The organism is Mesorhizobium sp. WSM4887 (genome assembly GCF_029625865.1).
Classification (GTDB): domain Bacteria; phylum Pseudomonadota; class Alphaproteobacteria; order Rhizobiales; family Rhizobiaceae; genus Mesorhizobium.
On sequence record NZ_JARTVP010000013.1, the window covers coordinates 33,756 to 57,784 of the forward strand.

At 65.7% G+C, this 24,029-nt stretch carries 24 protein-coding genes; 3 read left to right on the plus strand and 21 right to left on the minus strand.

What is annotated here, in order from left to right; all coding sequences use genetic code 11:
- Nucleotides 1–15: 15 nt before the first annotated feature.
- Nucleotides 16–351, minus strand: coding sequence for a hypothetical protein (locus tag P9230_RS28480; RefSeq protein ID WP_278121329.1), 336 nt, complete (start codon nucleotides 349–351; stop codon nucleotides 16–18).
- Between the two features lie 275 nt (nucleotides 352–626).
- Here P9230_RS28480 and P9230_RS28485 point away from each other — a divergent pair, with 275 nt between their 5' ends.
- Nucleotides 627–806 carry a hypothetical protein gene (locus P9230_RS28485; RefSeq protein WP_095827474.1) on the plus strand — a complete coding sequence of 60 codons (180 nt, stop codon included), beginning with the start codon at nucleotides 627–629 and terminating at the stop codon, nucleotides 804–806.
- 54 nt (nucleotides 807–860) lie between these two features.
- On the opposite strand, the gene P9230_RS28490 is transcribed toward P9230_RS28485, so the two are convergent.
- The 12 genes from P9230_RS28490 to exbB all read right to left on the minus strand — a co-directional run bounded on the left by P9230_RS28490 (nucleotide 861) and on the right by exbB (nucleotide 13,697).
- Nucleotides 861–1,355, minus strand: coding sequence for a hypothetical protein (locus tag P9230_RS28490; RefSeq protein ID WP_095779821.1), 495 nt, complete (start codon nucleotides 1,353–1,355; stop codon nucleotides 861–863).
- 125 nt (nucleotides 1,356–1,480) lie between these two features.
- On the minus strand, nucleotides 1,481–2,875 hold the full coding sequence (locus tag P9230_RS28495) for a multicopper oxidase family protein (protein WP_095826237.1): 1,395 nt from the start codon (nucleotides 2,873–2,875) through the stop codon (nucleotides 1,481–1,483).
- 129 nt (nucleotides 2,876–3,004) lie between these two features.
- On the minus strand, nucleotides 3,005–4,813 hold the full coding sequence (locus P9230_RS28500) for an ABC transporter ATP-binding protein (RefSeq protein WP_278121333.1): 1,809 nt from the start codon (nucleotides 4,811–4,813) through the stop codon (nucleotides 3,005–3,007).
- Between the two features lie 151 nt (nucleotides 4,814–4,964).
- Nucleotides 4,965–5,909, minus strand: a complete 945-nt coding sequence (locus tag P9230_RS28505) for an acetamidase/formamidase family protein (protein ID WP_278121335.1) — start codon at nucleotides 5,907–5,909, stop codon at nucleotides 4,965–4,967.
- A complete protein-coding gene (locus P9230_RS28510; protein WP_067323083.1) occupies nucleotides 5,899–7,542 on the minus strand; it encodes an ABC transporter substrate-binding protein in 1,644 nt (547 codons plus the stop codon). Before P9230_RS28510 ends, P9230_RS28505 begins: the two co-directional genes overlap by 11 nt.
- 33 nt (nucleotides 7,543–7,575) lie before the next feature.
- Complete coding sequence (locus P9230_RS28515) at nucleotides 7,576–8,496, minus strand: ABC transporter permease (protein ID WP_067323079.1); 921 nt, start codon at nucleotides 8,494–8,496, stop codon at nucleotides 7,576–7,578.
- Nucleotides 8,493–9,359 carry an ABC transporter permease gene (locus P9230_RS28520; protein ID WP_176478976.1) on the minus strand — a complete coding sequence of 289 codons (867 nt, stop codon included), beginning with the start codon at nucleotides 9,357–9,359 and terminating at the stop codon, nucleotides 8,493–8,495. Before P9230_RS28520 ends, P9230_RS28515 begins: the two co-directional genes overlap by 4 nt.
- Before the next feature lie 19 nt (nucleotides 9,360–9,378).
- Nucleotides 9,379–9,981, minus strand: a complete 603-nt coding sequence (locus P9230_RS28525) for an ANTAR domain-containing protein (RefSeq protein WP_066998217.1) — start codon at nucleotides 9,979–9,981, stop codon at nucleotides 9,379–9,381.
- A complete protein-coding gene (locus P9230_RS28530; protein ID WP_127247309.1) occupies nucleotides 9,978–11,072 on the minus strand; it encodes a transporter substrate-binding protein in 1,095 nt (364 codons plus the stop codon). Before P9230_RS28530 ends, P9230_RS28525 begins: the two co-directional genes overlap by 4 nt.
- A 159-nt stretch (nucleotides 11,073–11,231) precedes the next feature.
- Complete coding sequence (locus P9230_RS28535; RefSeq protein WP_278121336.1) at nucleotides 11,232–12,209, minus strand: energy transducer TonB; 978 nt, start codon at nucleotides 12,207–12,209, stop codon at nucleotides 11,232–11,234.
- Complete coding sequence (gene exbD / locus P9230_RS28540; RefSeq protein WP_095779815.1) at nucleotides 12,206–12,691, minus strand: TonB system transport protein ExbD; 486 nt, start codon at nucleotides 12,689–12,691, stop codon at nucleotides 12,206–12,208. The genes P9230_RS28535 and exbD overlap by 4 nt, the downstream gene beginning before the upstream one ends.
- 7 nt (nucleotides 12,692–12,698) lie before the next feature.
- Nucleotides 12,699–13,697, minus strand: a complete 999-nt coding sequence (exbB, locus tag P9230_RS28545; protein WP_278121337.1) for a tonB-system energizer ExbB — start codon at nucleotides 13,695–13,697, stop codon at nucleotides 12,699–12,701.
- Nucleotides 13,698–13,886: 189 nt separating this feature from the next.
- Between exbB and P9230_RS28550 the strand changes: the two genes are divergently transcribed.
- The gene (locus P9230_RS28550) at nucleotides 13,887–14,561 is read left to right on the plus strand and encodes an isochorismatase family cysteine hydrolase (protein ID WP_278121338.1); all 675 of its coding nucleotides are present in this window, start codon (nucleotides 13,887–13,889) and stop codon (nucleotides 14,559–14,561) included.
- A gap of 307 nt (nucleotides 14,562–14,868) precedes the next feature.
- Here P9230_RS28550 and P9230_RS28555 read toward each other — a convergent pair whose 3' ends face one another.
- Both P9230_RS28555 and P9230_RS28560 read right to left on the minus strand, forming a co-directional pair.
- Nucleotides 14,869–15,714: an LLM class flavin-dependent oxidoreductase gene (locus tag P9230_RS28555; RefSeq protein ID WP_278085911.1), complete on the minus strand. Its 846-nt coding sequence runs from the start codon at nucleotides 15,712–15,714 to the stop codon at nucleotides 14,869–14,871.
- A gap of 155 nt (nucleotides 15,715–15,869) precedes the next feature.
- Nucleotides 15,870–16,019, minus strand: a complete 150-nt coding sequence (locus P9230_RS28560; RefSeq protein WP_082953811.1) for a hypothetical protein — start codon at nucleotides 16,017–16,019, stop codon at nucleotides 15,870–15,872.
- A gap of 279 nt (nucleotides 16,020–16,298) precedes the next feature.
- Between P9230_RS28560 and P9230_RS28565 the strand changes: the two genes are divergently transcribed.
- Nucleotides 16,299–17,066, plus strand: coding sequence for an SDR family oxidoreductase (locus tag P9230_RS28565; RefSeq protein ID WP_095799677.1), 768 nt, complete (start codon nucleotides 16,299–16,301; stop codon nucleotides 17,064–17,066).
- Nucleotides 17,067–17,227: 161 nt separating this feature from the next.
- On the opposite strand, the gene P9230_RS28570 is transcribed toward P9230_RS28565, so the two are convergent.
- The 6 genes from P9230_RS28570 to P9230_RS28595 form a co-directional block, all read right to left on the minus strand.
- Nucleotides 17,228–18,172, minus strand: a complete 945-nt coding sequence (locus tag P9230_RS28570; RefSeq protein ID WP_127241718.1) for an ABC transporter permease — start codon at nucleotides 18,170–18,172, stop codon at nucleotides 17,228–17,230.
- Nucleotides 18,169–19,224 carry an ABC transporter permease gene (locus tag P9230_RS28575; protein WP_278121339.1) on the minus strand — a complete coding sequence of 352 codons (1,056 nt, stop codon included), beginning with the start codon at nucleotides 19,222–19,224 and terminating at the stop codon, nucleotides 18,169–18,171. Before P9230_RS28575 ends, P9230_RS28570 begins: the two co-directional genes overlap by 4 nt.
- A gap of 30 nt (nucleotides 19,225–19,254) precedes the next feature.
- Nucleotides 19,255–20,766: an ABC transporter ATP-binding protein gene (locus tag P9230_RS28580; RefSeq protein WP_127247316.1), complete on the minus strand. Its 1,512-nt coding sequence runs from the start codon at nucleotides 20,764–20,766 to the stop codon at nucleotides 19,255–19,257.
- A gap of 164 nt (nucleotides 20,767–20,930) precedes the next feature.
- On the minus strand, nucleotides 20,931–21,956 hold the full coding sequence (locus tag P9230_RS28585) for a BMP family protein (RefSeq protein WP_067323051.1): 1,026 nt from the start codon (nucleotides 21,954–21,956) through the stop codon (nucleotides 20,931–20,933).
- Between the two features lie 146 nt (nucleotides 21,957–22,102).
- Nucleotides 22,103–23,050, minus strand: coding sequence for an ABC transporter permease (locus tag P9230_RS28590; RefSeq protein WP_095779808.1), 948 nt, complete (start codon nucleotides 23,048–23,050; stop codon nucleotides 22,103–22,105).
- A gap of 3 nt (nucleotides 23,051–23,053) precedes the next feature.
- Nucleotides 23,054–24,028, minus strand: coding sequence for an ABC transporter permease (locus tag P9230_RS28595; protein ID WP_278121340.1), 975 nt, complete (start codon nucleotides 24,026–24,028; stop codon nucleotides 23,054–23,056).
- Nucleotide 24,029 lies beyond the last annotated feature (1 nt).

Genomic DNA, 24,029 nt, shown 5'->3' on the forward strand with positions numbered 1-24,029 from the left:
CGGCCCGCCAGTCGCTCAGTCATCCCAATCGTCCCAATTATCTTCATCCTGCCGCGGATAGCTGGGGATGACGCGGACAATCGGCCGCTGGCGCTCGTAGCGCCAGTAATACTCGTCCGACGGCTGCGGCTCGTAGGTGCGATAGATCGGCCGGTAGTGCCGCTCGCGCTTCCAATGCTTGTGCTTCTTGTGCGGGCGCACGCAATAGCCGTCTTCGGTCAGGTACGCGCATGTCACATGCGCCTGCTGCACGAGGCCGTCTCCAGCCGGGATACCGATCATCGCCGCCGCCTGAACCGCGGGCGCCAGCGCCAGCATGGTGCCGGCAAGGGTAAGGACGGACAATTTCATCGACCTCTCCATCGTCTCGAATTGGGCGGCCGAAAGACCTTCGGATTCAGGACGATTTGCGGCGACCAGCATCACTTTTCGTTCCCGCCGCACATATGAGCGTCAGATCATGTTTCCACTAGCATCCTGCGTCCTGCACGCCGGCCTGCTCTGTTTCCAGGTCACGAATTGGCAACGAGAAGCCATCTTCCGCGTCATTCCCACGAAACAGACGGGGCGCATTGGGTTGGGCGTCCCGCCGCCGACATATCCGCCATCTCAACGGAGAAGTACCAATGTCAGTGGTGGGAATCCTGCTCCATCTCGGCCGTGCCATCATCCATGCGCACAACAACGCCAAGGTCAGGAACCTGATGGATGCCTCGCCGCCCGAAACCCGCACAAACATGGGCCGGCAAGTTTCACCCGGCGCCTCCGAAAAAGAGCCCGGCGCCATTCATCCCGGCGGACGCTAAGACAGCTCCAGGATAAGTGCCAACTGGAGGCTCCGCGTGGCCGGTATTGCCCGATCACCTGGAGACCGCCGTCGCTTTGCGATTGCGCTGTCGCGCATAGGCCACGCAGGCGTCCACCGTGCTGACGCAGAGCGCATCGATGCTGTTGGGCAAATTATTGTCGCCGGCATAGGTCACTTCCGCGACACGGCCGCCGAGCATGCGAATCTGCGTGTTGCAATAGCCGCCGGGCGCGACGTTGACGGACCCTCCAACTGCGGGGATAGCGCCCAGGGCCATGGTCGGCACCGCGATGTTGAGATTGCCGCGCTGCACGCTGCGCTGATAGGTCCAGATCTGGCCGGAAGGTCCCACATCGGCGGTCGCGGTCGGAAAGCCGGCGCACATGCGGACATCGGCCTCGCTGAGGCCGACCATTTCCCGGCGGGCGGCGGCCGTAGTGGGATCCTCTTTCGCGACCCGCGACGTATCGTCGGGGATGACGCAGGACGACAGGATGGAGATGCCTGCCGCAACAAGGGCAAGTTTTCGAATGCGCAAAGATGTCATGCCGTCGGTCGGAGTTGCGTGCCGCCCCAGCGCCTCTTGCCTACCTAGGCAAGCGGGCAAGGGCGTCAACCCGTTGAGGTCCGCGAATTCCGGTCGAAGGCGAGGGCGCCTATCGCTCCTTGCGCTCACGCCACGCGCAAATAGCTCGTCATGCCCGTCTTCTGGTGCTCGATGATGTGGCAGTGGAGCAGCCAGTCGCCGGGGTTGTCGGCGACGAAGCCCAGCTGCACCTTCTCGTCGGGCTGGATCAGATAGGTATCGGAGATAAGCGGCTGGACCGCTCGCGTCGAGGACGACAGCACCTTGAAGCTCATGCCGTGCAGGTGGATCGGGTGCGCGTGCGGCGTCAGGTTTTCCATGTCGATGATGTAGCTTTGGCCGAGTTTCAGCTCGGCCAGCGGCGCGGTCGGGTCCGGCGTGTCGCCCGGCCACGGCACCTTGTTGATGGCCCAGAAACTATAGCCGAGCGACCCACAGATGCTGTCGGCCGCGACATTTTCGGCCGTGGCGCTCAGCGCCAGCGGAATGCGCCTCGCGGCGGCGACGTCCACCTCCGCCACCGGATTGGGCTCGAGCGGGCCGAGATCGCGAAGATCGCGCTTGAGCGATTGGCCGACCGCACGCAGTGTCGCCAGAACCTTTGGCTTCGTGCCCCTGACATCCCGCAGGCTGACGATCGCGCCTTCGTCGTCGGGCATGCGGATGGCAAGCTCCAGCCGTTGTCCGGGCCCGAGCTGCAGGGCGTCGGGCGCAAAGCGCTGCGGCACCGGATTGCCGTCGAGCGCGATGACGGCGGCCTCGGCGCCGTCGACGCGGAAGCCATAGATGCGCGTGACGTCGGTGATGGCGGCCCGCAGCCGCACCAGCCCGCCAGCCGGCGCGTCATATTGCGGCTGGTCGAGCCAGTTGGCCGTGCGCACCGTGCCATAGGTGCCGCTGCGCGCCGCATCGCGCGGCCGGAACTGCGCGATGAACTGGCCGTCATCGCCGAGGCGCCAGTCGCGCAGATTGAGCGCCACTTCGGCATCGAAGGCAGGATCGTTCGGGTTTTCCACCACGATGACGCCGGTCAGCCCATGGCCCATCTGTTCCAGCGTGTTGCAATGCGGGTGATACCAGAAGGTGCCGGCGTCTGGCGGCGCGAAGGCGTAGTCGAAATGATCGCCCTGATACACATAGGGCTGGCTCATGAACGGCACGCCGTCCATCTTGTTGGGAACGCGGATGCCATGCCAATGGATGGTCGTCGGGTCGTCGATGCCGTTGACGAGCCGCGCAGCGAATGGCTTGCCTTTCTTCATCCTGATGACCGGCGGCGGGCCGGCCTCGCCATAGGTCAGGACATTCTTCGTTGGCGCGCCGGCCATCAACTGCGCTGCTATGCCTGCCGTCTTCAAGATCAGCGGTTCGGGTTTCGCCGCCGCCCAGCCGGCGAACTTGCCGGCGGTCGAGAGGCCGATGCCGGCCGCGCCGGCCGCCGCGGCGCCCTGCAGGAGTCTGCGGCGTGTGAAGACCGACATTGAGAATCCGGAATGGGTGAGTGGCGGCTTCAGGCTCTACCATCATTCGCGTACATCCCGAAACGGACAGATCGCCGCTCCCGAAAGCCAATCGAATGCCAGGCTGAATGCGGCAGGCCGTGATCCTGATCAATCTCCGACGGCGGCGAAATGTCCGCCGCCGAAATCGTTGAGCACCAGTTTCGGCACGCTCTCGCCGATCCGCCGCGTCGCGCTTGGAATTTCGCGGTCGAGACGGGCAAAGCGTGTCCGGCGCAATGACGGATCGGGAACAGGCACGGCCTCGATCAGCCGCCGCGTATAGGGATGGCGCGGATTGGAGAACACCTGGTCGCGACTGCCGATCTCGACGATCTGGCCGAGATACATGACGGCGACACGATCCGAGACGTTTTCGACCACCGCCATGTCGTGCGAGATGAACAGATAGGCGACGCCGAATTCGCGCTGCAGCTCCTTCAAGAGATCGAGCACGCGCGCTTGCACCGAAACGTCGAGCGCCGAAACGCTCTCGTCGGCGATGATCAGCTTCGGCCTCAGCGCCAGCGCCCGCGCGATGCAGATGCGTTGGCGTTGGCCGCCCGAGAATTCATGCGGATAAAGCTCCATCTGCTCAGACGAGAGACCGACCCGCTCGAACAGCGCTGCCACGCGCTCCCGCCGTTCTTCCTTCGAGCCGATGCCATGGATCAGCAGCGGCTCCGCCACCAGCTCGCCGACGCGCATGCGCGGGTCGAGCGAGGCATAAGGGTCCTGGAAGACCATCTGCACGTCTCGTCGCACCGCCTTGCGCTCGTCGCGCCCAAGGCGGGACAATTCGCGTCCGCCGATCGTCACGCCGCCGCTATAAGGAACGAGGCCGGCCAGCGCCTTGGCGGTGGTCGACTTGCCGCAGCCGGATTCGCCGACCAGCGCCAGCGTCTCGTTCGGCGCGATCGAGAAGCTAATGCCTTCGACGGCATGCACCCTTCGGTTGACGCGGCCGAAGAAGCCACCGCGCAGGTCGAAGCGGACATGCAGGTCTTTCACGACCGCCACCTTGTCTTGCATTGCCGCCACGTCGGACTCGCCGGAAGCCCGGCGGCGCGCGCCGGAGCCGATGCGCGGAACGGCGGCAAGGAGCTCGCGCGTATACGCGGCTTGCGGCCTGGCAAAAATAGCCGATGTCGTCCCCTCTTCGACCATGCGGCCGTTGCGCATGACGATCACCCGATCGGCCATTTCGGCCACGACGCCCATGTCGTGGGTGATCAGGATCACGCTGGTGCCGTGCTGGCGCTGCAGGTCGCGCAGCAGTTCCAGCACCTCGCCCTGCACCGTCACGTCGAGCGCCGTCGTCGGCTCGTCGGCGATCAGCACTGCGGGTTCGAGCGCCAGCGCCATCGCGATCATCACCCGCTGGCGCATGCCGCCGGACAGCTCGTGCGGAAATTGTTTCAGCCGGCTTTCGGCCTCGGAGATGCGCACCGCCTTTAGCGCCGCGACCGCGCGCAGCTTGGCCTCCGTGTGGGATACACCGGTATGCGCCTCGATCGACTCGGTGAGCTGCCGGCCGATCGACAGCACCGGATTGAGCGAGGTCATCGGCTCCTGGAAGATCATGGCGATGCGGTCGCCACGAATGTCGCGCATGCGCCGTTCGTCGAGCACCGTCAGCTCGACGGCACTGCCATCCTTATCGCAAAGCCGGATCGTGCCGGCGGCGATGCGGCCGGCCGGCTGCGGCAGCAATTGCATGATTGCCAGCGCGGTCATCGACTTGCCGGAGCCGGACTCGCCGGCGATGCACAGCGTCTCGCCGCGTTTGAGAGACAGCGATAGGCCGGATACCACCTCGCGCTCGCCATCCTCGCCGCGCACGCTGACGCTGAGGCCGGCGATTTCCAGCACCGCCTCGCCGGCCAGCGCTGATGGAACTTCGCGAACGCTTTGCGTCATTGCTCTCCCCGAGCAAGTCGGAGCGCCGGTCCCCACCCGGACCTTTGGTCCGACCTCCCGACGAGGGGGAGGTAGGGCGCTGGCGTTTTACCCTCCCTCTTGTGGGAAGGGTCGCTGCGAAGCAGCGGGGCGGGGGTGGGGCGCCGACCTCTCATTCAAACACGCAGCGCGGGAAGTAGAACGACACCACCCAGTTCGGCATGTCGACGATCTCGCTGATCCTGAGATCGCCGCAGACCGAGACCAGCATATAGGCGTCGACCGGGTCGAGCTTGTATCGGCCGGCCAGCAGGTCGACCATCTGACTGACCGCCTGCTTGGCGCCGGTCATCAGGTCGGGCCCGATCCCGGTCGTCACCTCATAACCTTTGGCGTCGAGATGCCGCGTCACCGGGCCCGGCGTGGTGAAGCGCGGCGTCTTCAGCCGCGCGTCCTTCACCAGGTCGAGCTTGAGCACGACGTCCATCGGACTCTCGATCGCAGTGCCGCACACTTCGCCGTCGCCCTGCGCGGCATGCGTGTCGCCGACCGAAAACAGCGCGCCTGCCACTTCCACCGGCAGATAGAGAATGGTGCCGGCGGCAAGGTCCCTTATGTCGAGATTGCCGCCGACGCGCCGCGGCGGCACCACCGAATGGTGGCCCATCTCGCCCGGCGCGTTGCCGATCGTGCCGGCAAACGGCTTCAGCGGCACGCGGCCTTGTCTGCCGAACAGCGCCGGCTCGAGCGAGCCGGGGTCATATTTCCAGATGTTGAGTGCCGGCTCCTTGAAGTCGTCGGCAAGCAGACCGAAGCCCGGAATGTTCGCCGTCCAGCCGAAGCCGGACGGCTTGAACATTTCGATCGTCACCTTCAGCGCGTCGCCGGGCTCGGCGCCCTCGACTAAGATCGGCCCGGTCACCGGGTTGATCATGCCGAAATCGAGGCTGGCGATATCGCCGACGGTGCTGTCGGCCTTGAGCTGCCCGCCGGAGGAATCCAGGCACTGGAACTCGATCGTCGAGCCAGGCGCCACGCGCTCGGCCGGGGCAAAGGAATTGTCCCAGCCGAAGTGGTGATGGCGCCCGTGGATGGTGTAGTCGCAGTTACTGCACATCTTTCACATACACATTGTCGTAGTTGATCGGGATATGGACCGGGTCGACATAGAGATTGTCGGCGCCGCCCATGCGGGCCGACTTCAGCGTGAAGCGCTGCTCGTTGAAGACCGGCGCCCAGGGTGCGTCCTCCATGATCTTGTCGTAGATCGCGCTCCACATCTTCTCGCGATCCGCGGACTTTGCCGGATCGACGACCGAATCGGCTTCGGCCGCCTTGGCGTCGAGATCCTTGTTGCAGTACCACGCCCAATTCCAGCCGCCCGGCACCGCGCCGGCGCAGCCGAGGATCGGTCCGTAGAAGTTGGACGGATCCGGGAAATCGGCGATCCAGGCCATGCCGCCCGACCAGATCATCGGCGCGCCGGACTTGTCGCCGCCGGCGGCAATCACGTTGGCCTGGGCGAGCGATTGGATGCTGGCCTTGATGCCGATGGCAGCCAGGTCCTGCTGGATCGCCTGCGCGATACGCGGATTGGGGTCGGTGTTCATGGCGAACAACTGCGTTTCGAAGCCATCGGGGTGGCCGGCCTCGGCAAGCAGGGCCTTGGCCTTGGCGACGTCATAGGGATAGCCCTTGAATGCCTTGTCGTAACCGGGCATCGACGGCGGCAGCGGCTGATTGGCCGGCACCGCGCGGTTGTTGATCATCTGAACGATGCGGTCCTTGTTGATCGCCATGTTCACCGCCTGGCGCACCTTCACGTTGTCGAAGGGCGGCATGGTGGTGTTCATGGTGATGTAGCCGGTGTGCAATTGCCCGCCCACCACGACGCGGGCCTTCTGCTCCGGATCGTTCATCACCTCCTGGAACTTGGCCGGCGGAATGCCGTCGCCGGGCACGTCGATCTCGCCCTTCTGCAGGCGCAGCAGCGCCACGATCGGCTCCTGGCCGATCTCGAAGGTGATCTTGTCGAGATGCGGCAGGCCCTTGTGCCAGTAGTCGGGGTTGCGCTCGAAGACGATGCGCTGGCCGAGCGTCCATTCGGCAAGCTTGAAGGCGCCGGTGCCGACCGGATGCTTGCCGAAGTCGGCGCCGTATTTCTCGACCTCCTCCTTCGGCACCACATGCGAGAAATTGATCGCCATGACATGCAGGAAGGTGGCGTCCGGGCGGGTCAGCTCGAATTTGATCGTATAAGGATCGACCGCGGTGACGCCGGAGAGGCTGTTCGCTTTGCCGGCGGCGACCTCGTCATAGCCTTTGATCGAGCCGAAGAAGCCGGCGCCCGGGCTCTGCGTCTTCGGATTGGTGACGCGGTCGAGCGAGTATTTGACGTCGTCGGCCGTCATCTCCCGGCCATTGTGGAACTTCACGCCGTGGCGCAGCTTGAAGGTGAAGGTCTTGCCGTCCGGCGAGATCTCGTAGCTTTCGGCAAGGTCGGGCTTCAGCTTGGTGGTGCCGGGCTCATAGTCCATGAGGCCATCGAACAAGCTCTTGATCATCGACCAGTTCTGCCAGTCGTAGCCGATCGCCGGATCGAGCGTCGCGACATCGTCCTTGTAGGTGATGGTGATGGCGCCGCCCTGCTTGGCGTTAGGGTCGATCGCGTCGTCGGCGCGCGCGCTTGCCATGCCGAGCATCAGCGCAAGCGCCGAGGCCGCCACGGTGGATGCCAGAAATCGTCTCATGTCACTGTTCCCTTTCTCTGGTTGTTGCCTTGTTCATCTGAGTTTAATTCGGGGGTCGATGAAGGGCGCGATGACGTCGGCCAGCAGGTTGCCGAGCACGATGGCGAAGGCCGAGACCAGGGTGACGCCCATGATGATCGGGATGTCGACGCGCTGGATGGCCTGCCAGGCGAGCTGGCCGATGCCGGGCCAGCCGAAGACGCTTTCGACCACCACGATGCCGCCCATGAAGACACCGATGTCGATGCCGATCATGGCGACCACCGGCAGGATGGCGTTGGGCAGCGCATGGCGGAACAGGATGGCGCCGCGCGCCAGGCCCTTGGCGCGGGCGGTGCGCATATAGTCCTGGCGCAGAACGTCGATCATGGACGAGCGCATCATGCGCGCATACCAGCCGGCGCCGAGTATGCCCATGGTCAGCGAGGGCAGCACAAGATGCCGCCAGCTGCCGTAGCCGCCGATCGGGAACCAGCCGAGCCGGACGGCGAAGACATAGAGCAGGAGCAGGCCGACGACGAATTGCGGCGCCGAGACGCCGACGAAGGAGGCGACCATCAAGGTCTGATCGGTGGAGGTGCCGCGCTTGACGGCGGCGATCAGGCCCATGGTAAGGCCGATCGCGAGCTCGCACAGGATGGCGCCAACCATCAGAAGCAGGCTCGCCGGCAGCCGCGAGACGATGAGCTCGGTGACTTCCGAGCGCTGGATGTAGGAGCGGCCGAGATCGCCGCTGAGCAGCCTTGTGAGATAGTGCCAGTACTGGACGATGAAGGGCTGGTCGAGGCCGAGCTGCCTGCGGATGTTTTCGACCGTGTCGGGCGTCGCGCTGCGGCCGGCGATCTGGCGCACTGGGTCCGCCGGCAGCAGATAGAGCAGCGCGAAGGTGATCAGCGAGACGCCGAGCAGGATGAGCAGCGACTGGATGAGACGTCGGCCGAGATAGGCGATCATGCCCGCCCCCTCTGCGTCGGGTCGAGGATGTCGCGCAGCGCGTCGCCGATCAGGTTGAAGGCAAGCGCAAGCGCCAGGATCGCGGCGCCGGGGAAGAACACCAGCCAGGGCGCCGCCTGGAAATAGGTCTGGTTCTCGAAGATGATGTTGCCCCAGGAGGCCGTCGGCGGCTGCACGCCGATGCCGAGATAGCTGAGCGTGGCTTCGAGCAGCACCGTGGTCGAGATGCCGAGCGTGCCCCAGACGATGATGGTCGGCAGCAGATGCGGCAGGATATGGCGCAACAGGATGCGCGGCGCGCTCGCCCCTATCGTGCGCTCGGCATCGATGAACTCGCGCTCCGACAGCGACGAGGTTTCGGTGTAGATGACGCGCGCGGTCTGCACCCAGTTGACCAGCGCGATCACCATGGCAACGATCCAAAGGCTCGGCTCGAACACCGCCGCCAGGCAGATGGCGAGAAGCAGTGCCGGGAAGGCCATCATCAGGTCGGTGAAGCGCATCAGCGCGCTGCCGATCCAGCCGCGGAAATAACCGGCCGTGACGCCGACCAGCGTACCGATCAGAAGCGCCACGCCGTTGGCGACGATGCCGATGATCAGCGAGGTGCGGGCGCCGAACAGGATGCGGGTCAACAGGTCGCGGCCGAGCAGGTCGGTGCCCAGCCAGAACTTGGCGTTCGGCGGCAAGGGCGAACCTTCCAGCGTCAGTCCGTCGAACATCTGCTCGTTGGGATCGTAGCCGGTCAGCCACGGCGCCAGGATGGCGCCAGCAAGCACGATGGCGACGATGAAGAGTCCGAGCAGTGCCAGCGGCCGCTTGAGCAGCCGGCGCCAGACGCCGGCGCGCGGCTTGACCGGCATTTGGCCCGGCGCCGGGAGATCAGGCGCGATGGGATTGGTCACCGCCATCCTCGTTTTCCGTCATCGCCACGATCCGCCGGGCCGCTTCCTCGACGCTGATCTGCCAGCTCATCGCCAGCGACCGCAACTGCGCATAGGCGCGATCGTCGTCGCTGCCTTTCGACAGCGCCGCGACCGCGCGCACGATGGTCTGGCGCTCGCCGACGCGCTGGCGCAGCGACGCGATCTCGTCGGCCAGCCGTTTCCCCGCCTCGAAGCTTTGCCGGGCGATCAGCAGCGCGCTGTACACGCCCGCATTGCCGACCGGTTTCAACAATTGCGCGTCGGCTTTTTGCGACAGCGCCCATTCGATGCGGCCCGGCGCTTCCGAACCGATCAGCGCCACCAGGGGCATCGGCGCCTCGCCCGGCTGCCACGGGAACTGCTCGTCGAAGCCGAGATCGGCGTCGAAGAAGACGAAATCCGCGGCAAGCGCCTCTGCCGGCAATTGCGGCCAGCATTCGACCGCCTCAAGGCCGATCGCCGACAGCTGCCTGGTGATCGCCTGCACCGTCGCGTGCGGGCGATGCAGCACGAAAGCCCGCGCGCCGCCAAGATTGGGGATGCGTGCGGACCGGCTCACGACACCACCCTGAGCCGCGGATGGCCGAAGGTCTTCGCCGGGTCGTAACGCGACAGATAGGGATCGGGCGCCACCTCTTCCTCGCGGCTGACGACCTCGAAAAATCCATCGGCGATGCGCCCGATGATCACCGGCAGGGTTGCATGCTGCGTGTGCGGATCGATTGCGATAGGCCCCAGGCGCGTCGTGAAGCGGCGCCCGGCGAAGGCTTTTGAGAACGCCGCCGGGCCGGCGTCGGGATCGCCGGAGAGCACGTCCGCCATCACTTGCACCGATGCATAGGCGGACGCCTCGAAGGACGAGGCGAAGGCAGCCGGGCGCGGCGCGAAATAGGGTCCGGCCGACAAATGGCCCCTGCCCGTTTCGCCGATCGCCGGCAACTCGCCCTCGGTGAGATTGCAGGATATGACCGGGCAGGCATCGGCCTTGAAGGCCGCATTCTCGCGTCCCAAGTCGCGATATGCCGCCAGGAAGGCATAGGACGAGGTGCCGATGAGGTTGTTGAGGATGAAATTCGGCCGCGTGGCGCGGATTTCATCGATCAGGCGCGAAACGTCGGTTTCGCCGATGCGCAGGTAGCGCTCGCCGAGCACCTTGCCCGCAGCGTCGGCGATCAGGTCGCGCGCGACGCGGTTCATCTCCCAGCCCCAGATATAGTTCGAGCCGAGCAGGAAGCCGTTGGCGCCGAAACGCGGCGCTACATGAGCCATCAGCGGAACCAGATGCTGGTTCGGGCAGGCATGCATGTAGACGACATGCTCGTTGGCCTCGAACCCCTCATAGGGGCAGGCATACCAGAGCATGCCGCCCGCCTTCTCCAGCACAGGGATCGTCTCCTTGCGGCTCCAGGAGGTAATGCAGCCGATCACGTGGCGGGCGCTGCTGGTCCGGAAGATATCCTCGCAAAGCGTGGCGTAGCGGTCGGCATTGCTTTGCGGATCGCGTTCGACCGGCACCAGCTCGATCTCGCAGCTTCGGTCGGCATTGATGTCGGCGATCGCCCGCATCGCGCCCGTACGGCACGCGTCCGAGACGAGCTGGTAGCTGCCGGATCGCGAATAGAGGACGCCGATCTCGATACGCCGTTTCAAGCAATGCCCCAAAAATGAAAAAGCCCCGCAGCCGCCGCCGACAGGCGAGGCATACGAGGCATTCTTGCCGTCCGGCGACCGAGGCCGATATGTTCGCAGCTACCCTATTCCCTACCGCCCGCCAGTCAAGCCTCAAAGTTGCATGGCGCGGCGGGGCATCTAATCGCGCAGGCTGAAGACGAAAGGCGCGGTGCGGGTGACGTGGGCGCCGAGTTCGGCCGGCGGCGCCGGCACCGACGCGCCCTGCAACACGCCGAGCGCGGCGCGATCGAGATCCGGATCGCCCGAGGATTGCGCCAGCCGGGCAGAGACCACCCTGCCGGAGACGTCTACCGTGAAGGTTACAGTAGGCGTGCCCTCGACGCGCCTGGAGCGCGCCGCGCTCGGATAGCGGGTGTGCCGCCTGATCCATGCCGCCAAGTTGGAATTCCAGCGCGACGGGCTGACGCTCGATCGCGACACCGAGTCGGAGGATTGCGGCGCGGCGGCCTTCGCGCCTGCGTTGGCATCGATGCCGGCCATCGTCACGGCCTTTGGCGGCGCGGCCTTTGCCCTTTTCCTCTGGTTCGGCTTTTCGACCGGCTTCTTTTCCACTTTTTTCCTCGCCTCGACGGGCTGGCTTGCCTTCGGCTGCGCCTCGACAGGCTTTGGCTGCGGCAGCGGAACGACGACGTCGGGAGTAGCTGTCTCGACAGGGTCGGGCACGACCTCGTCCAGCGGCGGCCGCTCGCTGAGCGCAGCTGCTGTCTCCGCCGGTTCGGCCTCCTCCGCCTTGTCGGAATCGACCGGCGGCTCGGCGACCGGCTCGACCCTTTTCATGACCGGCGCCGGATCGATCACCGGCTTCACCTCGCTGACCGCCGGCGCCTCCTTGATTGCATCGGGCGGCTCCGGCGTGACCGTGTCCAGCATGGCCGCCTCTTCCGGCACGCCAGGCGTCGTCGGCAGCGGCGCCATCTCGACTGCCAGCGCCGGCGGCGGGCCGCCGTCCGGCACCTCGGTAAAGCTCAGATTCTGCACCGCATAAGCGACCGCGACATGCGCGGCGAAAATAACCGTGGCCGCGCTTGCCCACAGACCGGCTTCGCGGAAGCCGAAGCGTGGCTGGGTGGACAAGGCGGCGATCGCTTGCGTCATTGCGCCGCGCTTCCGCTTGTCGCCGGCGCGGAGGTGGCGCCCGCGGCCGCAGCCCCGGTGCCGGACGCCGTCTCCAGCCCGACCAGCGCGATCTTGAGGTAGCCCGCAGCGCGCAGCAGGTTCATTACCTCCATCAGCTCGCCATAGCCCACCGTCTTGTCGGCGCGCAGGAAGATGCGCGTCTGCTTGTCGCCCTTGGTGCGGCTGTGGAGCACGGTGGCGAAGCTCGGTCGCGGCACAGCCTCATTGCCGATCGCCAGAGAAAGATCGCTTTTCAGCGTCAGGAACAGCGGTGTCTCCGGCCGTGGCGCCGGCGTCGCCGTCGACCCGGGCAGGTCGACATTGACGTCGACGGTCGCAAGCGGAGCCGCGACCATGAAGATGATCAAAAGCACCAGGATGACGTCGATGAACGGGGTGACGTTGATCTCGTGGCTTTCCTCGAGATCGTCGCCGGCCGTCTCGCGAATCCGCGCCGCCATTGGCCGCTCACTCCGCTGCCAACGCGGTTGCCGGCGGCACCGTGCGAAAATCGAGGTCACGGCTGACCAGCCGCTCGACGCCTGCCGAGGCGTCGGCGAGGATCTGCCTGTAGCCGGCTATCGATCGCGCGAAGACGTTGTAGATCACCACCGCCGGGATCGCAGCCACCAGACCCATTGCCGTGGCGAGCAGGGCTTCGGCGATGCCCGGCGCCACCACCGCAAGATTGGTGGTCTGCGCCTGCGAGATGCCGATGAAGGCGTTCATGATGCCCCAGACGGTGCCGAACAGGCCGACGAAGGGCGCCGTGGAGCCGATGGTGGCGAGCAGGCCGGTGCCGCGCGACATGCGCCGGGAAGCTGCCGCCTCGATGCGCGACAGCCGCGAGGTGACGCGCTCCTTCAGGCCGTCGCCCGAGATGTGATCCAACGCGCCGGCCGAGAGCGCGCGCTCTTCCTCCGCCGCCCGCACCAGCAGCGCGCCCGGGCCGCCGCTGTGGCCGAGCGCGCGGCCGGCCTGCATCAGCGTCGCGGCATTGCCGATCGCGTTCGCCGCGCGCCGCGCCTTGAGCTTGCCGCCGAGGATCTCCAGCGACTTGGCGAGCCAGATCGTCCAGGTGACCAGAGAAGCGAGAGCAAGTCCGACCATCACCGCCTTCACCACGATGTCGGCATTCATGAACATGCCCCAGGGCGACAGGTCATGCGGCAGCGTCAGCGCAACGGCGGAAGTCTCTTCGCCCCCGGCAGTGCCCGGCGCCGGCTGAACGCGCGGTTCGGTCGGTGCGGCAGCGGTTGGTGCCTCCGTCGCCGGGGGCTGTGCCGCGGCCGGGGCCTGAGCTGCCTGCACGGCTGCCGGAGCTGTTATGGGCTGCTGAGCGGGCGCTTGTGCGGCCGGTGCCGCGGGTGCCGGCTGCTCCTGCGCCAGCGCGACGTCGGGAAGAAAGGAGCCGGCCGCAAGAATGGCGAACGCGGCCAGCACCACAAAAAGACTGTTCCGGGACAAGGCTAGTCCTCGCTTCATCATTGCACGCCAATGCCGTCTGACTAGAAAACATGAGTAGCGAGTCAACTATTAAGATGTCCATCACCATCAAATATCCGGGTCGCGCGCCGGTAGCCGGGGACGCCGTGAGGTCTGGACTGCGACGCCGTCGCTGGGCCACCATGTCAGCCACAACCGAGGCAGCAGGCGATGATCAAGGCGACCCCGTTCGACTTCCCCTATGACGGAAGGCTGGTGCCGCAAGACACCGCCCTGCTCGTGATCGACCTGCAGGCGGATTTCCTGTCGCCGACAGGCTATTTCGCCAGGAAAGGCTATGACCCTTCGCCGCTGCGGGCCATTCTGCCGACGGTGAATCGGCTGATTGCGGCCGCGCGCGCCGCCGGCCTCGCAATCGTCCATACGAGGCAAGGCTACCGCGCCGACATGGCCGATATGACGGCTTACGAAAAATGGCGCCGCAAGCGGGCGGGACTGGACGGCACCGATATCCTGCTGCGCTCCAGCCCAGGCTTCCAGATCGTCGCCGACATAGAAGTCAGGCCCGAGGACATCATTGTCGACAAGACCTGTAACGGCGCCTTCACCTATACGGATCTGGAACTGGTGCTGAGGGCGCGCGGCATCACCCATCTGATGTTCACCGGCTGCACGACCGATGTCTGCGTTCACACGACGCTGCGCGGGGCCTGCGACCGCAATTTCCAATGCCTGACGATTGCGGACGCCTGCGCCAGCGGCGACGGCCGGGCGCACGAAGCCGCGCTGCATATGGTGACGGTCGAGGACGGCGTCTTCGGCGCGCTGGCGAGCTCGGAGGCGGTCATCGCCGCGCTGTCGCGGATCGCAGAAGAACGGGATTGATATCGGGATTTCGGGATCGCAGAATCCGCCGGTCACAAATCTTTTTGCGTGCACCGTTCCGTTCCCGGCATCGCTTTCGTCTTCACGGTTAGCCGCCGCCGCCAGGACAGACGGAGCCAAGCCATGTCGACCGCAGTGACCTTGATCAATGTCTTCACTATGTCCCGTCTTGATGAAACCGGCAGCCGCAGCGGCCGGTCTCACCTCGCTCCGCGATTTCACCGAAGGTGTGCCCCGGTGAACGAGCGCGACGCGAACGTTCCTGGCGCCAGGGTGTCGGCGTCGCACCGAGCCAGCGAATTCGCGATCAGCGTGACCGTCTCGCGATCCGCGCGATCTCGCTGGGACGGTCGATACCGCCGATCATGAATTCCTCGATGCCTAGCGCGGCATAGGGCAACAGCGAGAGCGCAAGCCGCGCCGGCGGCCCCGCGACCTCGACCGCCTTGTGGTCGGAGGCGCCGGACCAGCCTTCGGGGCGAATGCGGACGGGAAGCGCGAAGCGCAATCTGCCGGCGCGGCCGTGCTCGGCTGCAGCGCCGCGCACACGCTGCATCAACTGCGCGACTTCGTCCGGCGAGCCGGCCGCCAGCTCGAATATATCGGCATGCCGGCCGGCGACCTTCAGCGCTGTGCCGGACTGGCCGCCAAGCCGGATGGTGAGGTTGCCGCCATGCGGGCCCTTGCGCGGCACGTAACCGCCTTTGACGCTGTAGAAGGCGCCTTCATGGTCGAAGGGCTTGTCGTTCGACCACAGCCGCTTCAGCAGCACAAGATATTCGTCGATGCGTTGCCACACCACGCTGTGGCCGACCGGCCGCGCCTCGGCATCACTGTCCTGGAGCGGCTCGCTCAGCATCCTGAGCGACAGGCGGCCGCCGCCTCTGCGGTCGAGCGCCGCGAGCTGCCTTGCCGCCACCGCCGGCTCGACCACACCGGCCCAGTGCGTCAGCACCACTTCCAGCGCCGGGGTGCGGTCGAGCGTCTGCGCGGCGATGTCCATGTTGGCGAGCAGGCCGGCCGGATCGTCGATCACCAGCTTGCGGAACCCCGCATCCTCGATCAGCGACAGCTTGGTCGCCGTCTCGGCGAAATCGTAGAAGAAGCTGCCATTCGCAGGCTTACCGGGAACATGCGTGAACTCGATCGGCATTGCCATCTCCTCCGTCACGTTGGCTTGCCCCGCTCCACCTCGAACAATCCAATGCGCGCAGGCGCGCCGACGCGCCCTGGCGCTCGGCCAGTTATCTACTCCGGTTACTCCAACTCAGATTTTTGGACGGCGGGGCCGTAGGGCCCCCGGCTCTGTCAGGGGATGATCCCAAGCACCACCGCGCCGGTGAACACGAATGCCAGCGCGAAAACGAGATAGGCGAAGGTTCCGCCATAGGCGGGCCTCCAGCTCTGGTCGGCGGTCAGCCTCTGGCCCTTGCGCTGAGCATTCTGCATGTAGGTCATGGTCGAACCTCGTTCTCGGCCATTATCTATAAAGTTAGTAGACTTTGTCGAGTGCTATTTTGCGCCGGTTTTTGGAAGGACGTCCTCGGAAACGGCAACTTGAGGGGCGTTTATTCTCACCGAGATCGAAAAACGTGCGGAGATGCGCCACCGGGAGGATCCGACAAAATGCCTGTAGCTCCGGCTTTTCGGCGGCAAACGGCCTCGTTCAAGCGCTTGGCTATTCGGTACGCGAGGGGATAGCATCAAAATAGTCTCACAGGACTCAGGGAGAAAAACATGGGTGGAAGGCTGGCGGGCAAGGTCGCCATAATCTCGGGCGGCGCGACGGGCATGGGTGGAGCGGCTTCCGAGCTGTTTGCCGCCGAAGGCGCCAAGGTTGCGATCATCGACCGCAATGGCGGGGCCGCCGGCAAGACCGCCGTGGCGATCCGCGCGCGCGGCCATGTCGCGGAGCATTTCGTAGCCGACGTTTCCGACGAGGCGCAGGTCGAGGCGGCGGCGAAGGCGGCCGCGGAAAAATTCGGGCCGGTGACCGTGCTGTTCAACCACGCCGGCACCATCGTGATTAAACCCTTCTTGGAGACGACCCTGCAGGAATGGGACTGGCTGCACGCCGTCAATGTGCGCTCGATGTTCCTGATGACGCGCGCGGTGCTGCCCGGCATGATCGCCGCCGGCGGCGGCTCGATCGTCTGCACCTCGTCGATCTCGGCGGTGGCAGCGACGCCGAACGAAGTGCTCTATGACACCACTAAAGGCGCCTGCCACATGTTCGCGCGTGCCATCGCGGTGGAGTTCCGCGATCGCAACATCCGCTGCAATGCCATCTGTCCCGGCTTCATCCGCACGCCGCACGGAATGCGCGAGGTCGCCGACCTCGGGAAGCTCGGCGTCGATGTTTCCGATGCCGCCATGGCCGCGCAACAGGGCCGCATCGGCGAGCCGGAGGAAGTGGCCAAGGCGGCGCTGTTCCTGGCGAGCGACGAATCGAGCTTCGTCAACGGCGCGCATCTGTTCGTCGACAACGCCTTCACGGCGATCTGAGGCGTCCCAAGCTGGGCGCCCTTCCTCTACCCCGTCGATCGGGGGAGAGGTGTCGAGCGCAGCTCGACGGAGTGGGGGGTCGACCCTTGGCGGTGCAGGAAGGTTCTTGCACCTTGATCCGTTGGGGGAACCACCTTGCAACCGTCGAGGAAAGAATCTACCTACCGTTCCTCGCGTCGAAACGGCTTCAGCAGCGCCGAAGGCGCGACCGCGTTGCGCGAAATGAAGGCCATGGCGACGATGGTGAAGATGAAGGGCAGCATCAGGAAGGCTTCGTAAGGGATGTGCCCGAGGCCGCTGGCCTGCATCCTGAGCTGCAGCGCGTCGACGAAGGCAAAGAGCAATGCCGCGCCCGCCGAACGCCACGGGTCCCAGCGGCCGAACACCACCAGCGCGATCGCCACCCAGCCGCGCCCCGACACCACGCCGAAGGTGAAGGCGTTGAACTGCGCCATGGTGAGAAAGGCGCCGGCAAGACCCATCAGCGCGCCGCCGAGGATCACGGCCTGGAAGCGCGTGGCGATCACGCTGACGCCGGCGGAATCCGCCGCGCGCGGGTTCTCGCCGACCATGCGCACCGACAGCCCCCAGGGCGTGCGGTAGAGCACGAAGGCGGCAAACGGAACGGCGATGATCGCGAGATAAACCAGCGTGAACTGGTTGAACACCGCCGGCCCCAGGATCGGAATGTCCGACAGCAGGGGGATCGGCGCCGGCTGAAAGCCCTTGATGCTGGGCGGCACCGATTGCTGGCCGAAGATCAGCCGGTAGAGGAAATAGGCGAGCCCAGAGCAGAACAGCGTCACTCCGATGCCGCAGACATGCTGGCTGAGGCCCAAGACCACCGTGAACAGCCCATGCACCGCGCCCATCGCCGCCCCGACAAGCACGGCCACCAGCACGCCCAGCCACAGGCTGCCGCTCAGGCTCGCGGCGGTGAAGCCGGCCATGGCCGCCAACAGCATGATGCCTTCAATGCCGAGATTGAGCACGCCCGCCCGCTCGGAAAACATCTCGCCTAGCGTGGCGAAGGCGAGCGGTGTGGCGATACGGATGATGGCGGCGAGAAAGCCGACCTGAAAAATCTGCTCTAACACCGCGCTCATGCGGACGCCCCCACGCGGCGGATGCGATAGGCGGTGAAGAGCAGCGCCACCAGCATCGCAAGCAGCGCTGTACCCTGGATGACCTCACTGAGGAAGGCCGGCACGCCGGTCGCGCGCGACATCGCCTCGGCGCCGGTCATGACCGCGGCAAGGAAGATCGCGGCCGGCACGACGCCGAGCGGATTGAGCCTGGCGAGCATCGCGACGACGATGCCGGAATAGCCGTAGCCCGGCGAGATGTCGCTCATCACCTGGAAATGGACGCCACCAACCTCGCCGACGCCGGCCAGTCCGGCCAGCGCGCCGGAAAGCAGCGCGGTGGAGAGCAGCACGCGCTGGGTATTGATGCCGCCATAGCGGGCCGCCTCCGTATTCTCGCCGGTGACGCGGATGCGGAAGCCGAGCGTGGTGCGCGCGATCAGGAACCAGCAAACGGGCGCTGCGATCAGCGCCACGACGACGCCGATATGCAGCCTTGTGCCTTCGATCAGCACCGGGAAATTGGCGGAATCCTCGATTGGCGGCGAGATCGGATAACCGGAAAAGGTGTCCTTCCACGGCCCCTCGATCAGCGCCATCAGCGCGTAATAGATGACCGAGTTGAGCAGCAGCGAGCTGACCACGTCGTCGACCTTGAATTTGACGCGCAACGTCGCCGGCACCAGCGCGACGAGGGCGCCGGCCGCCGCGCCGGCCAGCGCCATCAGCAGGATGGCGAGCGGTCCTGGCATCGGGATGGCGCCTACGGCACAACTCGCAACCGCGCCGGCCAGCAGCTGGCCTTCGGCCCCGATGTTCCAGAATTTGGCGCGGAAGGCGATCGCCACCGCAAGGCCGGTGAAGATCATCGGCGCGGCGCGCACCAGCGTCTCGGTGATTGCGTAGCTGTCGCCGAGCGAGGCCGAGAGCATCACGCCATAGGCTTCGATGACACCGGCGCCGGCGACGGCGATGAGACCGCTGCACAAAACCAGCGCGACGGCGATGGCGAGTAGCGGTAGTGCGAGATTGAACCAGGCCGGCGTCGAGCTGCGGACTTCGAGACGGAACATCAGGCGTGCTCCCGAGGCAATTCCATAGCTCTACGCCCTCCCCTCCGCGCCGGTCATCAGCAGCCCAAGCCTCGCGACGGTGGCCTCCGGGCCGGAAAGCGTGCCGGCGATGCGACCCTCATACATCACCGTGATGCGGTCGCAGAGCATCAGCAATTCCTCGAGATCCTCGCCAATCACGATGATCCCGCAACCCTTCGCCCGCATGGCCAGGAATTTTTCGTGGATGAACCGTGCAGCGCCGATGTCGAGGCCGCGCGTCGGCTGCGAAACGATCAGCACCTTCGGGTCGAAGGCGAGCTCGCGCGCCAAAAGCGCCTTCTGCAGATTGCCGCCGGAAAGCGCGCCGGCGCGCGTCATGGGGCCGGGACAGCGTATGTCATAGGCCTTGATCTGCGCTTCGGCGAAGGCGCGGATCGCCACCGGATCGAGCAGCCCCATGCGGCTGAAGGCCTCGGTGCCGATGCGGGGCAGCACCATGGAGTCGGCTAAAGGCAGGTTGGTGACCAGCCCGGTCGTCATCCGGTCTTCCGGGATGCGGCCGAGTCCGAGCGCCTGCAGCGCCCGCGGCGAAAATTGTGCAACTGCTTTGCCGGCTATCGTCATCGAACCGGCACTCGGCGACAGCATGCCGGAGATCACATCAGCCAGCGCCCGCTGGCCATTGCCGGAGACGCCGGCAACGCCGAGGATCTCGCCGGCGCGGACAAAGAGCGAGACCTCGCGCAGCGGCGTGCCGCCATGACCTGAGGTGGAAACGCCGTCGAGCGTCAGCACGGGCGCGCCCGGCGTCGAGACCTCCTTGATCGGCGGCATGATTTCGTGGCCGCACATCAGCTTGGCCATCTCGGCCGAGGTGGTTCCTGCCGGATGATCGACGCGGCCGGCGACCTTGCCATGCCGAAGCACGACGCAACGATGCGTGAGCGCCCTGACTTCGTTGAGCTTGTGCGAGATGAAGATGATGCCGAGCCCTTGCGCCGCCATCGAGCGCAGCGCGGCGAAGAGGCCATCGACCTCGCTGGGCGCCAGCACCGCCGTCGGCTCGTCGAGGATCAGGAGCCTGGCGCCGCGAAACAGCGCCTTGATGATTTCCAGCCGCTGCTGCTCGCCGATCGAGAGCGCCGAGACCGGCAGGCCGGGATCGAGATGTAAGCCATGTTGGCGGCCGATCTCCTTCAGCCGCGCCAGCCCGCCCGTGCGGTCGATGCGGCCGGACTTGCCGGCAATGCCGATCAAGAGGTTTTCCAGCACCGTCAGCCGCGGCGCCAGATGAAAATGCTGATGCACCATGCCGATGCCGGCCGCGAGTGCATCGGCCGAATTGTGGATGGCGACCGGCCTGCCCTCGACCAGGATCTCGCCGGCATCCGGCGCATAAGCGCCGAACAGCACGTTCATGAGCGTCGTCTTGCCGGCGCCGTTCTCGCCGAGCAGGCCAAGGATCTCGCCGGGGGCGACGCTGAGATCTACGCCCTCGTTCGCCTTGACGGCGCCGAAGCTCTTGGTGATGCCGCGCATTTCGATCAGTGGGACGGGCAAGGATGCTCCTAATATCCCTCCCCCTCGAGGGGAGGGTGGCCTGCAGGGCCGGGTGGGGTCGCCCGCGACGCGCTCCATCTTCAGTCGTCAAGGTCGAGCGGTTGAGACGACCCCTCCCGCCTCGCTTCGCTCGGCACCCCTCCCCGCAAGGGGGAGGGTACTGGTCAATCCGACACCGGCGTGTTCTCGTCGACGTCGACGCGGAAATTGCCTTCCAGGATCTCGGCTCTCTTCTTGGCGACCAGGTCCTTGACCTCGGCCGGCAGCGTCTTCTCGAACTTATGATAGGGGGCGAGATCGGAGCCGCCCTTGGCCATGCGCGAGAAGTCGCCATAGTCCTGCGCGGTGAAGACGCCCGCCTTGACCAGCTTGATCGCCTGCTCGACCGTCGGATACATATTCCATACCGGGCCGGTGATCACCGTGTCGGGTCCGAGGCTCGACTGATCGGACATGTTGGAGATGGCGTAGATCTTCTTTTCGACCGCCGCTTCGATGACGCCGAAACGCTCGGCATAGATGACGTCGACGCCGGCATCGATCTGCGCGATCGCGGCCTCCTTGGCCTTCGGCGGATCGAAGAAGGAGCCGATGAAGGCGACCTTCCGCTTGATGTTTGGATTGACCTCCTTGGCGCCGGCGAAGAAGGCGTTGACCAGGCGGTTCACTTCCGGAATGCCCATTGCCGCGACAGCGCCGATCGTGCCCGACTTCGACATCTTGCCGGCGATCAGCCCGGAGAGATAGGCCGGCTCGTGGATCCAGTTGTCGAAGACGCCGAAATTGGGTTCCGCAGGCCCGGCGCCGGAGCCGAACAGCCAGGCCGTCTTCGGGAACTGTTTTGCCGTGCGCCGCGATTCGCGCTCGGCGGCGAAGGCGTCGCCCAGCACCAACTGGTAGCCGCCTTGCGCATATTCGCGCATCACGCGGCTGAAGTCGGCGGTCTGCACCTTCTCCGACCATTTGTATTCGATGCCCAGTTCCTTCTCGGCCTTCTGCAGGGCGACATGGATCTGGTTGTCCCAGGGCTCCTCGATCGGCGTCGCGAAGATCGCCGCCACCTTCAGCTTCTTGTCCTTGGCGAAGGCCACGCCGGGCAGCGCCGCCGCGGTCAGCCCGAGGGCGCCGAGTTCCAGCACATTGCGTCGCGACAGGCCGGCGCGTTGCGTTTTGCGATGATCGTTTTCCATTGAAATCCCCTCTGCTCGACGACCGTGTCGAGCCGGCCGTTCAAAACATGTCAGACGGGAGGACTATGGAACGACGCCCGACCTTTGTCCACATGGTCAAATTTGGCTGGAGAGACCCCGCAGAGCGACCCCCTCCTCGCGACTTGTCACCGCACAGCCTTCTCGCCACCCGCCGCCGTGATCACCCCGACGATGATCAGCCCGGTCAGCACCAGCCGCACGCCGGCGCTGACGCCGAAGGTGTTGAGCATGGTGAGCAAAAGCACCAGGAACAGGCCGGCGCCCCAGACGCCGGGCACGTTGGCCTTGCCGCCGGCGACCGAGGTGCCGCCGATGACGACGACCGCGATGGAGGCGAGCAGATATTCATTGCCGATATCGACATTGGCGCCGCGGAAATAGCCGGCAAGCAGCGCGCCGTCGATGCCACCCAGCGCGCCGCACAGCGTGTAGGTGAGGAAGCGGATGCGGCCGACATTGACGCCGGCGAGCCAGGCGGCGCGGATGTTCTGCCCGATCGCCAGCACCGAGCGGCCATAGATCATGCGCTGCAGCGCCAGCGCCGCGGCGATGGTGAAGACCACCGTCAGTATCGCCAGCACCGGGATCCCCAGCACCTGCCAGTTGGTGAAATCGGCAAAGCCAGGCGGCGGCTTGATCTGCAGGCCGCGCCCGTAGCTGATGTCGACCGACTGGATGATGAAGCTCGCCGACAGCGTCGCGATGATCGGCGGAATCCTGAGCGCCCAGATCAGCAGATAGTTGATGGCGCCGATCGCCGCGCCGCAGGCGAGCGCCGCCAACAGCCCGACGACGATCATCGAATCGCTGCCGCCCATAACCTTCATCGCCACCGCGCTCGCCAGTCCGATATTGGCGGGCAGCGACAGGTCGACATTGCCGGGGCCGAGCGTGATGACGAACATCTGGCCGACGCCGACGATGACGGTGAAGACGGCAAGCGAAAGTGCCGCCGTGACCATACCGCCGGCGCCATAGCCGCCGGTGAAGGCGACGGTTGCCACCCACACGAGAACGGCGCCGACGAAGGACCAGAGCCAGGGTTTTTCAAGCAGCATCCGGACCGAGGTCATCGTTCACCTCTCCCTGCGGCTGATCAGCACCCGGGCCGCCAGCACGATGATCAGGATCGCGCCATTGGCGGCCACTTGCCAATCGGGCGGGATGTGCATGAAGGTCAAGAGCGGCGAGGCGGCCAAAGCCAGCGTCAGCGCGCCGATGACCGCGCCGATCGGCGACACCCGGCCGCCGACGAACTCGCCGCCGCCAAGGATGACGCCGGCAATCGAAAGCAGCGTGTAGCCGTTGCCGATATTGGCGTCGGCCGAAGTGGTGATGCCGATCAGCGCCATGCCGGAAAGCACGCCGAACAGGCCGGTCAACGCGAAGAGCACGATCTTTGTCTTGAGCAGCGACCAGCCGGCGCGCCTGAGCGCCGCGGCATTGCCGCCGGAACCGCGCAGGATGACGCCATATGAAGTGCGCATCAGGCCAAGATGCACGATCGCCGCGATGAGCAATGCCGCCAGGATAGGGAACGGGATATAGGGCGGCTTGAAAGACATGATCGCCAGCAGCCAGTCCGGAGCCTTGCCGCCCGGCTTCGGCAGGATGAGGATAGCCAGCCCCTGCCAGACGAAGCTCATGCCGAGCGTCACCACGATCGAGGGCAGGTTGCGCAGATGGATCAGCGCGCCGAGCAGCGCGTAGACGCCGATTGAACCGAGCAGCACAGCGACACCGATGAACGGCGCATCCCTGAGCCAGGTGGCGGTGACGCAGCCGACAAAGCCGACGAAAGTGCCGATCGAGAGATCGAGCTCATTGCCGGCGATGACGAACATCTGCGCGATCGTCGCCAGCGCGATCGGGATCGCCAGGTTCAGCATTAGATTGAAGCCGAAATAGCTGATGGCGCGCGGATTGAGCCAGGCGATGGCCATCAGCACCAGCGCCAGCGACAGCGCCGGCAGCAGGCTGCGCAGCGTGCGTGCGCGGGCCGCGCTCCCGCGCGAGGATTTGGGGAGCGTGCCGGGAGCGATCGCCGTCATC